The sequence below is a fragment of the Marinifilum sp. D737 genome (genome assembly GCF_026672275.1).
Lineage (GTDB): Bacteria > Bacteroidota > Bacteroidia > Bacteroidales > Marinifilaceae > Marinifilum.
Genome location: NZ_JANQCD010000001.1, coordinates 279,275 through 291,676, shown reverse-complemented (window position 1 = coordinate 291,676; position 12,402 = coordinate 279,275). Strand labels below are relative to the sequence as shown.

General features: G+C 34.8%; 13 protein-coding genes. 4 read left to right on the top strand and 9 right to left on the bottom strand.

Annotated features, from left to right (window positions below; genetic code table 11):
* Positions 1-2: 2 nt before the first annotated feature.
* The 6 genes from NQ163_RS01435 to NQ163_RS01410 all read right to left on the bottom strand — a co-directional run bounded on the left by NQ163_RS01435 (position 3) and on the right by NQ163_RS01410 (position 6,441).
* Positions 3-524, bottom strand: a complete 522-nt coding sequence (locus NQ163_RS01435; protein WP_268188533.1) for an OmpH family outer membrane protein — start codon at positions 522-524, stop codon at positions 3-5.
* A gap of 75 nt (positions 525-599) precedes the next feature.
* Entirely contained in the window at positions 600-3,113 is a 2,514-nt protein-coding gene (gene bamA / locus NQ163_RS01430; protein WP_268188532.1) for an outer membrane protein assembly factor BamA, read from the bottom strand.
* Positions 3,114-3,137: 24 nt separating this feature from the next.
* The gene (locus tag NQ163_RS01425) at positions 3,138-3,884 is read right to left on the bottom strand and encodes an isoprenyl transferase (RefSeq protein WP_268188531.1); all 747 of its coding nucleotides are present in this window, start codon (positions 3,882-3,884) and stop codon (positions 3,138-3,140) included.
* 3 nt (positions 3,885-3,887) lie between these two features.
* On the bottom strand, positions 3,888-4,553 hold the full coding sequence (gene porG, locus NQ163_RS01420) for a type IX secretion system protein PorG (RefSeq protein ID WP_268188530.1): 666 nt from the start codon (positions 4,551-4,553) through the stop codon (positions 3,888-3,890).
* Positions 4,554-4,761: 208 nt separating this feature from the next.
* Complete coding sequence (locus NQ163_RS01415; protein WP_120238614.1) at positions 4,762-5,646, bottom strand: NAD kinase; 885 nt, start codon at positions 5,644-5,646, stop codon at positions 4,762-4,764.
* Between the two features lie 129 nt (positions 5,647-5,775).
* Complete coding sequence (locus NQ163_RS01410; RefSeq protein WP_268188529.1) at positions 5,776-6,441, bottom strand: CBS domain-containing protein; 666 nt, start codon at positions 6,439-6,441, stop codon at positions 5,776-5,778.
* Between the two features lie 105 nt (positions 6,442-6,546).
* On the opposite strand from NQ163_RS01410, the gene NQ163_RS01405 reads away from it, so the two are divergent.
* A complete protein-coding gene (locus NQ163_RS01405) occupies positions 6,547-7,260 on the top strand; it encodes a pyridoxine 5'-phosphate synthase (RefSeq protein ID WP_268188528.1) in 714 nt (237 codons plus the stop codon).
* Between the two features lie 83 nt (positions 7,261-7,343).
* Complete coding sequence (locus tag NQ163_RS01400) at positions 7,344-8,153, top strand: alpha/beta fold hydrolase (RefSeq protein WP_268188527.1); 810 nt, start codon at positions 7,344-7,346, stop codon at positions 8,151-8,153.
* Positions 8,154-8,251: 98 nt separating this feature from the next.
* On the opposite strand, the gene NQ163_RS01395 is transcribed toward NQ163_RS01400, so the two are convergent.
* From NQ163_RS01395 to udk, 3 genes are all read right to left on the bottom strand, one after another.
* Positions 8,252-9,361 carry a hypothetical protein gene (locus tag NQ163_RS01395; protein WP_268188526.1) on the bottom strand — a complete coding sequence of 370 codons (1,110 nt, stop codon included), beginning with the start codon at positions 9,359-9,361 and terminating at the stop codon, positions 8,252-8,254.
* 90 nt (positions 9,362-9,451) lie between these two features.
* The gene (locus NQ163_RS01390) at positions 9,452-10,174 is read right to left on the bottom strand and encodes a 3'-5' exonuclease (protein ID WP_268188525.1); all 723 of its coding nucleotides are present in this window, start codon (positions 10,172-10,174) and stop codon (positions 9,452-9,454) included.
* A gap of 83 nt (positions 10,175-10,257) precedes the next feature.
* A complete protein-coding gene (udk, locus tag NQ163_RS01385) occupies positions 10,258-10,875 on the bottom strand; it encodes a uridine kinase (protein WP_268188524.1) in 618 nt (205 codons plus the stop codon).
* An 89-nt stretch (positions 10,876-10,964) separates the two neighbouring features.
* Here udk and NQ163_RS01380 point away from each other — a divergent pair, with 89 nt between their 5' ends.
* Entirely contained in the window at positions 10,965-11,267 is a 303-nt protein-coding gene (locus NQ163_RS01380) for a Dabb family protein (RefSeq protein ID WP_268188523.1), read from the top strand.
* 50 nt (positions 11,268-11,317) lie between these two features.
* Complete coding sequence (locus NQ163_RS01375) at positions 11,318-12,298, top strand: type I phosphomannose isomerase catalytic subunit (protein WP_268188522.1); 981 nt, start codon at positions 11,318-11,320, stop codon at positions 12,296-12,298.
* Positions 12,299-12,402 lie beyond the last annotated feature (104 nt).

Sequence of the window (12,402 nt, the reverse complement as noted above, 5' to 3'; positions counted from 1 at the left end):
ATTTATTTAGTTCTTATACCCAATTTATACAGCACCTTATCACTTAAATCAAATTTTGCATTGCTGTATATGATTGTTGGCCCATTAGCACGATCAATAATCATACCATAACTTCCAGACTTCGCTATCTCCTTGATTGCCTCATAGATATCATCCTGAATAGGCTTCATTAATTCTTGTCTTTTTTTATAGAGCTCTCCATTTCGTCCAAAGTATTTTTGCTGTAATTTTTGAGCTAATACTTCCTTATCATGAATTTCTTTTTCTCTTTTTTCTTTCATTTCTGATGAAAGAAAAACCTCATCGGCTCTATACTTTGTATGTAAATCTTTGATTTCAGCAGCAACACCTTCAATTTCATTTTGCCATTTTTGGGAAAATTGATCCAATTGCTCCTGTGCATTTTTATAATCAGGTATCTTATTCAATATGTATTCTGTATCCACAAATCCATAGCGTTGTTGAGAATATACATCTCCCAAACAAACTACCAATACGATTATCAATAAGATGATTCGTTTCATATAAAAGCTTTTTACAAACAAACTCTAAATTAAGCTAAATTAAACGAGTAGTCAATACTCAACTCTTAAAATATGTTAAAATTGTTGACCAATTACAAAATGGAACTGACTACCGTTTTGTCCTGGTAGATTAGCTTCATCAAAACCATAAGCCCAATCAATTCCAAGAAGACCAAACATTGGCAAGAAAATTCTTAAACCAACCCCAGCAGATCGTTTCAGGTTGAATGGTTGCACATCTTCAAAATCATACCAGGCGTTACCAGCCTCGGCAAATGCCAGTGCATAAATAGTAGCTGATTGACTTAATGATAGTGGATACCTAACCTCTGCAGTAAGTTTAGAGTAGATATTACCTCCAAGTCTTCTACCGTTAGCCTGAATTGGAGTTAATGAACCATTTTCGTAACCTCTTAACCCAATATTATCGCTACCATACATGCTATAACCAGACATTCCATCACCTCCTACTTCAAATCCTTCAAATGGTGATCTTTTGTCTTTATCGTAATAACCGAGATAACCAAATTCAGCTCCGGTATAAAGTACTAACTTGTCGTTTTTGGGTAGTAAGCCTTTATACATCTTTCCTTTAAACACCCATTTGTGATATTCTATCCACTTATATCTTTCATCATCAGCAGCTCTCTTATAATCCAAATCCTCAAATAAAGAGTAAGGAGGAGTAAATTTCAAACTCAAAGAGAAAGAAGATCCTCTACGCGTATATAATGGATTATCAATAGAGCTTCTTGACAATGTAGTGGTGAAACTAAAGTTGTTTGAAGTTCCATCCGAAATCAAGTAATATTGCCAGTTTTTTAGTCTAAAATTCTGATAACTTACCTCGTTGTATAAAGAGAAATAGTCATCTGGCCATTTCAAACGACGAGCCAATCCAACACTAGCACCAAAAATCTTTTGACTTTGTCCCGTATCAAATCGATCAGAACCTTGTGAATAGTAATATGCATTACGATTAAAGCCTGTTTGTTGCGAATAATAAATCGACGTACTCAATGAGGTAGGTTTTTTTCCACCTAACCACGGCTCTGTAAATGACAAACTATATGAGTTATAATAAGATCCATTTGTTTGTGCACGAATACTTAATGTTTGACCATCACCAGTAGGTAGTGGACTCCAGGCTTCTTTGTTAAAGATATTTCTTATAGAGAAATTTGAGAATCTTAATCCTACAGTACCAATAATCATACCAGCACCCCAACCTCCTGAAAGCTCAATTTGATCATTTGCCTTTTCAGCCAACTCGTATGTGATATCAACCGTTCCACTTTCCGGATGCGGTTTTATATCAGGATTAATCGCCTCAGGATCGAAGTGACCAAGTTGTGCTAACTCTCGCACAGAACGGATTATATCAGACTTACTAAATAATTCACCAGGATAAGTATACAACTCTCTTCGAGCTACATGCTCATGAGTTTTAGTATTACCAACAATATTAACACGATCAATTGTAGCTTGCTTACCTTCAACCATTCGCATTTCAATATTAATCGAATCCTTCCCAATTACCCTTTCAACAGGATTTACATTAAAAAACAGATATCCATTATCCAAATACAAATTACTTACCGCATCATCATCTTCTCTTAATCGTTCATTCAAGTAACTCTGATTATATACATCACCTTGCTTCACCTTTAGAACTCTATCCAAGTCATAATTGGTGTATACAGTATTTCCTACCCAAGTAATATCATTAAAGAAATACTGATTTCCTTCTTTTAGTTTTAAATACAGGTTAACTCTGTCCTCAGACACCTGTTCAATACTATCAGAAATTATCATCGCATCTCTATAACCTTCTTCATTATATTTTGTAATCAAGCCAATCTTATCCTCATACCACTTTTCTTCGATATACTTGGATGATTTAAAGAAGTTTCTTAATCGTTTTTCTTTAGATCCCTTTATGGCTTTCTTTACCTTTTTATCAGAAAGAGCACCATTACCTTCAATAAAGATATTCTTGATCTTAATCTTATTATTTCTATCCATATTGATATCCAAAATCACACTATTTGCCTCATTTGGATCATCTCTCTGTAGTACATTAACATCAACATTGTAAAATCCTTTTTCTTTAAAATAGTTCTCAACAATGGTATTAATGTTTGATATCATATAATCGGTAACCTGAGTTCCTTTCTGAAGTTTTAACCTCTCCTTAATTTTATTGGTCTCACTTTTAGAGGTACCATTATAATTTACCTCGGATAATCTAGGTCTCTCTTGCAAGTGAATGTTTAAATAAATCTTCTTATCAATTAACTTTGTTGCTGTAATCTGAATATCAGAAAACAAACCTTGTTTATACAGTTTATTAACTGCCTTAGTAACCTTATCTCCTGGCACTTCTAGCTGAGATCCAACACGCAATCCTGATATTTGTACGAGTACGTTAGTTTCCAAGTGTTTTACTCCTGAAACTGTTACCCCACCTAACTCGTAAGTTTTAGGGGAGTTGTAGTAAAGAGCTGGATTGTAAATCGTATCAGTTTCCTGCGCTATGGCAGCAAAACTTATAAAAAGGGTTAAAATAAAAGTTAATCGTTTAATCATTACTTAGCTTATAATGGTTAATTCTTAATTATCTGTTAACTGTTCACTTGTTTTACCAAACCTTCGTTCTCTGTTCTGATAATTATACAAGGCTTTGTACAATTCCTCCTTATCAAAATCAGGCCAAAACAATTCGGTAAAATACAATTCGGCGTAAGCCAATTGCCATAACAAGAAATTACTAATTCTTGTTTCCCCACTGGTTCTAATCATTAACTCAGGATCAGGAATGCCAGCTGTTGTCAAGTGATTTTCAAAAATTGAATCGTCGATATCTTCTGAAGACATTTCCCCATCAGCCACTTTATCGGCAATCATTTTAACCGCATTCACAATTTCCCACCTCGAGCTATAACTCAAGGCCAAAACCAAAGTCAATCCAGTATTTACCGATGTTGTATTGATGGTACCATTCAATTTTTCTCTTACCTCCTCTGGCAAACTATTAAGATTCCCAATGGCTTTTAATCGAACATTGTTCTTCATTAAAGTTGGAGTTTCATTCTCAATAGCCTCAACCAATAAAGACATCAAGCCTAGAACTTCATCTTGTGGGCGATTCCAATTTTCAGTTGAAAATGCATAAAGGGTTAGGTAAGATATTCCTAATTCTGCGGCTCCTTCGACAGTTTGTCTTACCGCTTCAACGCCATTCTGATGGCCAACAATTCTATGCTCGCCACGCATTTTTGCCCAGCGACCATTACCATCCATAATTATTGCCAAATGTGAAGGCAACTTTTCTTTTATAATCTTTTCTTTGAATGACATATATTACTTAACAAGTCGACCGTATGAATGACATTCTTCATTATCTGGAAACAGTTTATAACTAAACATGATTCCAAAGAAGGATGCCCAATCGTTATTGTGCATTAAATTGCTTTTGTTTAAACTATGAGGATCATCCAAGTGATCCAAATTATCGGTGAATGTTTTCCTAAAACTCCACTCTAAGGCCGCAGTCCATCTTCCTCCCAGGTTATATTTAAATCCTGCTCCCATTGGGATGGTAAAGGATGACTCGGTACTACTTGGTGCGATATAGCCTATACCTGCCGTCACATAAGGAACCAACTTTTTGGTTCTTGATTTTCCCGGAGACCAAAATGGTTGAAAATTAAATTCTGCTTGTAAAGACAGGTCAACCACATCAGTATCAAAAGAAGCTCCTCTGTTTTGCTGATATTGATTCTTAAAATCTCTATCTTCTCCTTTTAATCCAGAAAACAACATACTTGCTCTTAAAGAATACCTGGTATTAAAGTTGTACCGATAAATCCCTCCAATCGCAACAGAACTTGAATAGAAATGATAGGTATGGTTAATATCGCCCATATAATAGGCTGCTCCTCCAAAAAAACCTAATTCTGCTTTGGTTTGTGAAAATGCCGAATTACAAACGACAAAAAAAAGTATACCAAAAATCAGTCTGCGCATAAAAACAAGTTTGTTTTTCACCTGTAAAATTGATTTGAGAGCATCGCATATCGCTTTAAAGCCCTGTTAAAACAGGATGTATTCTCCCAAATTTCATTCACAAGCTACAAAAGTAACATATAATCTTAAAAATCCTTATTTCAGGGGTAAAATATAATGCCTATCGAGTTAAATTTTGTTAAAATGAAAAACAGTATCACTTAGATTATTAATTACGTTTATCAACGCCCCACATTAGCTTATTGCGCAAGGTTCCGTAAAAGCTGTGAGTTTTCAATTTTAAAACTCTAATTTTAAAATCTGATTTTTTTATTTTAAGTTCAATTGAAGAATCAAATGTACACGAACGAGAATCCAAGGAAGCTAAATAGCTATCACTTCTCCCTTCTACCTTCAAAGTAATTTCATGATAATTTGGCACTACAATAGGACGAACCGTTAAGTTATGAGGCGAAATTGGAGAAATAATAAAATTCTGAGTATTAGGAACTAGTATAGGTCCACCCACACTTAATGAATATGCTGTTGAACCTGTTGGTGTAGCAATAATTAAACCATCAGCCCAATAGGAATTCAAATATTCGTTATTCAGATACGTATGAATGGTAATCATCGAAGCTGTATCTGTTTTATGCACAGTAAACTCGTTAAGTGCATAGTTAAATTCTGGAAACAATCCATTTTTTGAGGTTTCCAGCTGAAGCAAATTCCTCTCCTCGATGGTATAATTCCCCTCAAAAATGTCAGATAATGCCTGTGGAATTTCATCCTGCGCAATATCGGCCATAAAGCCTAACCTACCACTATTGATCCCTACAATTGGAATTCCCGCATCTCGCACAATAGTTACCGCTTCAAGGAAAGTTCCATCTCCTCCAATCGAGAAAACAAAATCTACATCTTTATTCAAATCATCACACCCCTTGTAATAACCATTAACGGGTGGTTTAAAATTGATTTCACGAATTAAAAAATCGTAAAATGGTTCGTATATGTCTACCTCCACATTGTGTTTGGCAAACTCATCGAACATGAGTTTAAAGCTATCGGTGAAACTTTCATTAAAAAGTCGACCAAAAAGAGCTATTTTCATCTAATTTGTGTTTGTTTTATTGATTTCCACAGACAATTTAATACCTAAAAGCATTCAATGTCTGTAAAAGCAAATATAAAAGTTTCTCCTGTTCGGGAAACTTAATTCAATAAAGATTTGAAGATTTAATCAGATGTTCAGGAATCGCATGAATGAATTGTACCGATCCTCTAACATGTCCTTCATATCATCTTCACGCACATAAGTAGTCTTTATTGTATAATCGTAACGTAAAAAAGTCTGAATTATTGAGGTTAAGTTGCTACGATTTATTTTTATGGTGAGTTCTATTTTCCTGGAATCAGTCGCAGACTTTACGTACAGACTTAAGATTTTGGCATCATTACTCTCAACAATTCTTGAAATCTCACTAAGGGAATAATCAATAGAATTAAGCTCCAACACAATAATTCCTCCTGGCTCTCGAACGGAATAAATCCTTTCAATGTACTGCATTAAATCATTAAGCGTAATTAATCCTACATACGTTTTTTCGTCTTCTAAAACTGGAATTACGGTAAGTTTAAGTCGTGATATAATTTCAATCACATCATATATGTGATGATTTTCCATTACATATGGACTAAACAAAGACAGCTTTTGTTTTCCTATTGGCTCCTCAGCCTGATTTAGATCATAGATATCATTATCCGAAATTAAGCCTAAAAACTCATCTCCTTTCACAATAGGCAAATGAGATACACGAAAAATCTCCATCCAGTTTAGTGCCTGAATACCAGTATCCGTTTCCCTTAAAACAGGAACTACATCAGAAATTAAATCTTTTGCGATCATAAATAGTTTTTCTAGGAATTACTTTTATTTTTGCCGATAGGTAAATGAGTTACTATTTTTAAACTGCGCTTACCTTACATTTTAATCAATTAAGATTCTATTAAAATGACTAGACTTAGTGTAAATATAAACAAAATTGCGACATTACGAAATGCCCGCGGTGGCAATACTCCTAATGTTTGCGAAGCAGCTGTTAACTGCGAACGTTTTGGTGCTGAAGGAATTACTGTTCATCCACGTCCAGATGAGAGACATATTCGTTATCAAGATGTTAGAGACTTAAAACCATTGGTAACTACCGAATTCAATATTGAAGGATATCCTTCGCAAGATTTTATCGATTTAGTTCTTGAGGTAAAACCAGAGCAGGTAACTTTAGTTCCTGATCCACCAGAAGCCATTACTTCAAATGCAGGGTGGGATACAGTAAAGAACAAAGATCTTTTAATTGAAATTATTTCTCAATTTAAAACTGCAGGAATCAGAACCTCAATTTTTGTTGATACCAATTTAGCCAATGTTGAAGGTGCTGTAGCAACAGGAACTGACCGTATCGAATTGTATACGGAGCCTTACGCTACTGAATATCCAGAAGATAAAGAAGCCGCTATTCGCCCATTTGTTGCTGCAGCAAAAAAAGCCCACGAGTTAGGTCTTGAAATTAATGCAGGTCACGATTTAAGTTTGGAAAATCTTCAATATTTCTATCAAGAAATTCCAAATTTGGCCGAAGTTTCAATTGGTCATGCTCTAATTTCTGATGCATTGTATTTTGGCCTAGAAAACACAGTACAGATGTATAAAAAATGTCTTAAATAATATTTACAAGATATATTTTTTGAAGGGTGCCAGCATGGTACCCTTTCTTTTTGCAATCTAATTATCTGTTATATCTTTACTCTATGAAGTTGAATTATAGAAAAGTTGGAGAAGGATATCCATTAATCATTGTTCACGGATTATATGGCTCTTCGGATAACTGGTTGAGCGTTGCCAAAGAATTAGGCAAGCATTTCGAAGTATTTATTCTAGATCAAAGAAATCATGGAGCTTCCCCTCATTCCGATTCGCATACCTACGAGGACCTGAAAGAAGATTTACTGGAGTTTATGGATGATCACAAAATTGAAAAGGCTAGCCTTTTAGGACATTCAATGGGAGGAAAAACCGTAATGTTTTTTGCTGCTGATTATCCTGAAAGGGTAAACAATTTGATTGTAGTCGATATTGCTCCAAAAAATTACACGAAAATTTCTGATTACGCTCCACAAACCATCGATCATGAAAATATCGTGTCGGCAATGTTGAATTTTAATTTATCAGCACACAAAAGCAGAACGGAAATCGATCAAAATTTATCAGAAAACATATCTAGCGAACGAGTACGACAATTTCTTCTGAAAAATTTAAAACGAAACGATAACAAAGAGTTTGTTTGGAAATTAAACATCAAAACCATCAGTAAGTATTTACCACAAATTATGGATGGGATGGATAAGGAGAAGTTTCAGAAAGGGAAAGGCATTACAGGCTTTCCTGTTCTATTTATAAAAGGTGAAAATTCCAATTACATTACCGATGACGACCATCAGCTAATTAGAACCATTTTTCCCTATGCCGAAATCACCACTGTTCCAAAAGCTGGACATTGGGTTCATGCAGAACAAGCCAGATTACTGGTTAAAACCATTGAATATTTCGTACTGGATTAATTTTCCACAAAAGATAAAATCTACTATTATTCAATGACAGTAAGACATGAAACAAGCTCTTCCGCCAATGGAAGAGCTTGTTTATTTTTCTCTTTATTCTACCAAACACCAGCTTTAAAGACGTATCTGGTAACCGCCTGAATATTGATCTCTTTATTCGAGCTATTATCTGGATGAATATCATCTTCGTATTTAAAACCGGAAATCTTCACATAATAATCCTCTCCTACTTCCAATTCAGACAAAGTTTGCAATTCATTGGCAGTTGAAGCATTAATTACGATTTCTTTCTCCTCACCTGCACTTGCAGTTTGTCTGGTACTCCTAAATTTTGGTAGATATTCATTTTTATTCTTGTCCAAAATTTCAATATAGTAGTAAATGTTATCCTCATCAATTGCTTTCCAATTGATACTTACAGTACCACTCTGACTTGCATGAGTTGCTGTAGTAGAAAAATTATCCAAAGCTTTTATACCAGATGTATATAGCTGATCTTCCAACTTATAATTCTCACCATCAGCCTTAACAACAAACTTCACGGTTTGATTTCCTGTAAAGTTTTCAAAATAATGATCTCGATCAGATTCTTTAAGGTAATAAACCTTCTCTCCCCTAAAATCGGCAAACGCATCCAAATCGAAACTAGTTGATTCATCAGACAAAACCTTTACCTGGCTTAATTGATCTCCATAAACCGCATACTCCATTTTATAATCAGATTCATACGATCCATTAACCAATCGCAACTCGTTCACAACATAGGCATCTGCGGTAATATCATTAATGGCATCAATATCAGTATAAAACTCCCTTGAACCATTTGAACTATTCAGTTTTAAATAATTACTTTTTGAATTTGATTGAATAAACCATTCCTGACGGTTATTTGGATCAATTGATTCATCTTCAATTATCAATTGGTTATCTATTAACGACCATTCCCCAACTACTTCATCACGACGCCCGCTAAACTCTTGCTTTTTCAACACATTTCCACCTTCAAATCTATATACAATAAGTGCATCATCACGCTTGTAATCACCCGACAAAAAAGGATTCGCATACCAATACTTATTGGTCAGGTCAGATGGTTTGAATTCAAATTCTTCCTCATCGCCACCACTACTTCCACCACACGAAAACAACGAAAAGGCTCCTAATAGAGCAAGGGCAAATGACAGCTTTTTATAAATCGAATACTTCATTCTATTAATATTTTCAGGTTTAGATTGTTACTCTTTAATTGAATTGTTAAACACGAAAAAAATCAAATTATTGTATAACAACAAAGATTATTACAACAATATTCTTTCAAAATTTTCTTCCGGAATCAAATCTTCCCCTTGATATCGTAAAAACAATTGGGCAGTTGCCAGAATATCCTTCTCGCAATAAATTGCAATTCGCTCCAAATCTCCATCTTTCCAATACACTTCTCCTACCATCGATCCATCAATATCATCTTTTGGGGTTGGAATATTAAACACCTCACAAAGCAAGGCCAATGAGGTGTAATGCTTGTAATCGCCAAACTTCCACAATTCCATGGTATCAATAAACTGCACTTCCCATGGTTTTTTTCCTGCAATATCTAAAATATCTGGTAAGTTTATTCCATTAATTAGCATGCGTCGAGCGATATACGGAAAATCAAATTCTTTCCCATTGTGAGCACATAGGTTTCGATAAGGTTTACTGCAAAATCGAGTAAGCATATCTGCAAATTCCTCCAACAATAATCGCTCATCATCTCCATAAAAAGACTTGGCCACAAATTTGCGTCCGCCTTCCTTGTAAGTAATCATTCCTGTTGATATGCACACAATTTTTCCAAACTCTGCATATATTCCAGCCCGCTGATAAACATCAGCAGCTGATTCATCTTCTTTTCTGAAGTAATTGGATTTCTTTTCCCATAAATCCTGAAGCTTTGGCGATAATTGCTCAAAATCTTCTGTTCCTGAAACAGTCTCTATATCAATAAAAAGTAAACTGTCGGCTTTAATTTTATTAAGCATGGTAACGACTTATCATAAACAAAGTGAAAAGTTATAAAAAAAGGAGACTTAAACAAAGCCTCCTCTCAATATCTTATTAACAATTATAGTTTTACAATCAAATTCTTCTCTATAAAATGAGTAAGAATATTAATGGCAACTATGTTATTTCCTCCTTGGGGAACAATAATATCAGCATATCTTTTTGATGGCTCTATAAACTGCAAATGCATTGGTTTTACCGTTTTTTCGTAACGATCCAACACTTTATTTACCGATCTTCCTCTTTCAACAATGTCTCTCTTGATCACACGATTCAATCGATCATCAGCATCGCAATCAACAAATATTTTCAAATCCATTAAATCGCGAAGCTCTGGTTGAGTTAAAGCCAAAATCCCTTCAATAATCACAACCTCTTTAGGCTCTACCTTAATGGTTTCATCAGAACGCAAACAAGTTAAGTAAGAATAAATAGGTTGATCAATTGCTTCGCCATTCTTAAGTTTTTTAATGTGCTCCACCAGCAACTCAAATTCAACCGATCGTGGATGATCAAAATTAATCTCCTGACGCTCTTCCAGCGGCATATCAGCATTATCTCTATAGTAAGAATCCTGTGGCAATACAGCCACTTCACCCTGTGGTAATTTCTCTATTATTTTTCTGACAACTGTAGTTTTACCCGATCCGGTACCTCCTGCAATTCCAATAATCAACATGTTGTATGATATTTAGATGTTTGCTGCAAAATTGATACTTTTGCAATAATTCGGCAAGCAAATTACTAATTATTTAAAAAAGAATTGAGATGATCAAACACATTGCAATGTTTAAGTTCAAGGCTTTCGAGTCTGAACAAGAAGAGAAGAATTATCAGGAAAGATTAGTAAAAGCCTTTGACGGATTAGATAATACAATTCCAGAAATCAAGTTTTTACAAATAGGTTTCGACCAATTAAAATCAGATGCTTCATATGATTTTATTGTGAATGTTGATATTGAAAACCTGGATGCCTTATCGGTATATGCTAAACATCCGGATCATATGAAAGCAGTTGAGGTGATTAAGGAAATGGCAATTGACCGAAAAGTTATTGACTACGAATTTTAATAGTCCCAAAAGCCACATAAACATCAATCAAATTATTTAATTGTACAAAAATGAGTTTGTATCCTTTAAAATTTCAGCCAATCCTAAAAGATAAAATTTGGGGCGGCAGCAAATTAAAAACAGTTTTAAACAAAGACTTCTCTCCTCTGCCAAATGCTGGAGAAAGTTGGGAAATATCAGGAGTTGAAGGAGATATTTCTGTTGTTAGCAATGGTAATCTGGCTGGCAACGACCTTGAGGAGCTTATTGAAGTGTACATGGGCGACCTGGTAGGAGATAAAGTATACGACCAATTTGGAATGGAATTTCCCTTGCTAATCAAATTTATCGATGCCAATGATGTACTATCCATTCAGGTGCACCCAGATGATGAACTTTCGAAAGAGAGACATAATGCCTTTGGAAAAACCGAAATGTGGTACGTGATTGAAGCTGATAAAGGATCGGAATTAATCGTAGGTTTCAATCAGGAAGTGGATAAGGCAAAGTATGTTGCCAAACTGGAAGAAGGCAAGCTGGAGGAAATCCTAAACAACGAACCAGTGAAAAAAGGAAGTTGTTTCTTTATTCCTGCAGGTAGAGTTCATGCCATTGGAAAAGGAATTTTATTGGCCGAAATCCAACAAACATCTGATGTTACCTATCGTATGTACGATTGGAACAGAACCGATGATCAGGGAAATCCAAGAGAATTGCATACTGAACTGGCTGTTGATGCTATCGATTATAGTTTTGAGAAAAAATACAAAACTGATTACGAAACAGAAATCAACAAGACCAAAGAGTTAGTGCGTTGTCCGTATTTTACAACCAACACACTTGAGTTCGATAAGCAAATTGAAAAAGATTACTCTCAATTGGACTCATTTGTAATTTACATGTGCTTGGATGGTGATTTTACCATTGAAAGCGAAGATGGAATTACAACAGAAGTTGCCAAAGGTGAAACTGTTTTGATTCCAGCAGCACTTGAAAATGTTATTCTTTTCCCTAAGGGAAAAACTGAAATTCTTGAAGTTTACATCAAGTAAAACTCATTAAATAAAAATGGCCTCTTCTCTCCTAATAGAGAAGAGGTTCTTTATTTTAATTGAAACAAGAATGAATTTATTTCGGAAAATTTAAGAATCTGTAT

Coding starts and splice junctions, on each gene's coding strand:
- NQ163_RS01435 (WP_268188533.1), bottom strand. CDS start 524: ATGAAACGAATCATCTTATTGATAATCGTATTGGTAGTTTGTTTGGGA.
- bamA (WP_268188532.1), bottom strand. CDS start 3,113: ATGATTAAACGATTAACTTTTATTTTAACCCTTTTTATAAGTTTTGCT.
- NQ163_RS01425 (WP_268188531.1), bottom strand. CDS start 3,884: ATGTCATTCAAAGAAAAGATTATAAAAGAAAAGTTGCCTTCACATTTG.
- porG (WP_268188530.1), bottom strand. CDS start 4,553: ATGCGCAGACTGATTTTTGGTATACTTTTTTTTGTCGTTTGTAATTCG.
- NQ163_RS01415 (WP_120238614.1), bottom strand. CDS start 5,646: ATGAAAATAGCTCTTTTTGGTCGACTTTTTAATGAAAGTTTCACCGAT.
- NQ163_RS01410 (WP_268188529.1), bottom strand. CDS start 6,441: ATGATCGCAAAAGATTTAATTTCTGATGTAGTTCCTGTTTTAAGGGAA.
- NQ163_RS01405 (WP_268188528.1), top strand. CDS start 6,547: ATGACTAGACTTAGTGTAAATATAAACAAAATTGCGACATTACGAAAT.
- NQ163_RS01400 (WP_268188527.1), top strand. CDS start 7,344: ATGAAGTTGAATTATAGAAAAGTTGGAGAAGGATATCCATTAATCATT.
- NQ163_RS01395 (WP_268188526.1), bottom strand. CDS start 9,361: ATGAAGTATTCGATTTATAAAAAGCTGTCATTTGCCCTTGCTCTATTA.
- NQ163_RS01390 (WP_268188525.1), bottom strand. CDS start 10,174: ATGCTTAATAAAATTAAAGCCGACAGTTTACTTTTTATTGATATAGAG.
- udk (WP_268188524.1), bottom strand. CDS start 10,875: ATGTTGATTATTGGAATTGCAGGAGGTACCGGATCGGGTAAAACTACA.
- NQ163_RS01380 (WP_268188523.1), top strand. CDS start 10,965: ATGATCAAACACATTGCAATGTTTAAGTTCAAGGCTTTCGAGTCTGAA.
- NQ163_RS01375 (WP_268188522.1), top strand. CDS start 11,318: ATGAGTTTGTATCCTTTAAAATTTCAGCCAATCCTAAAAGATAAAATT.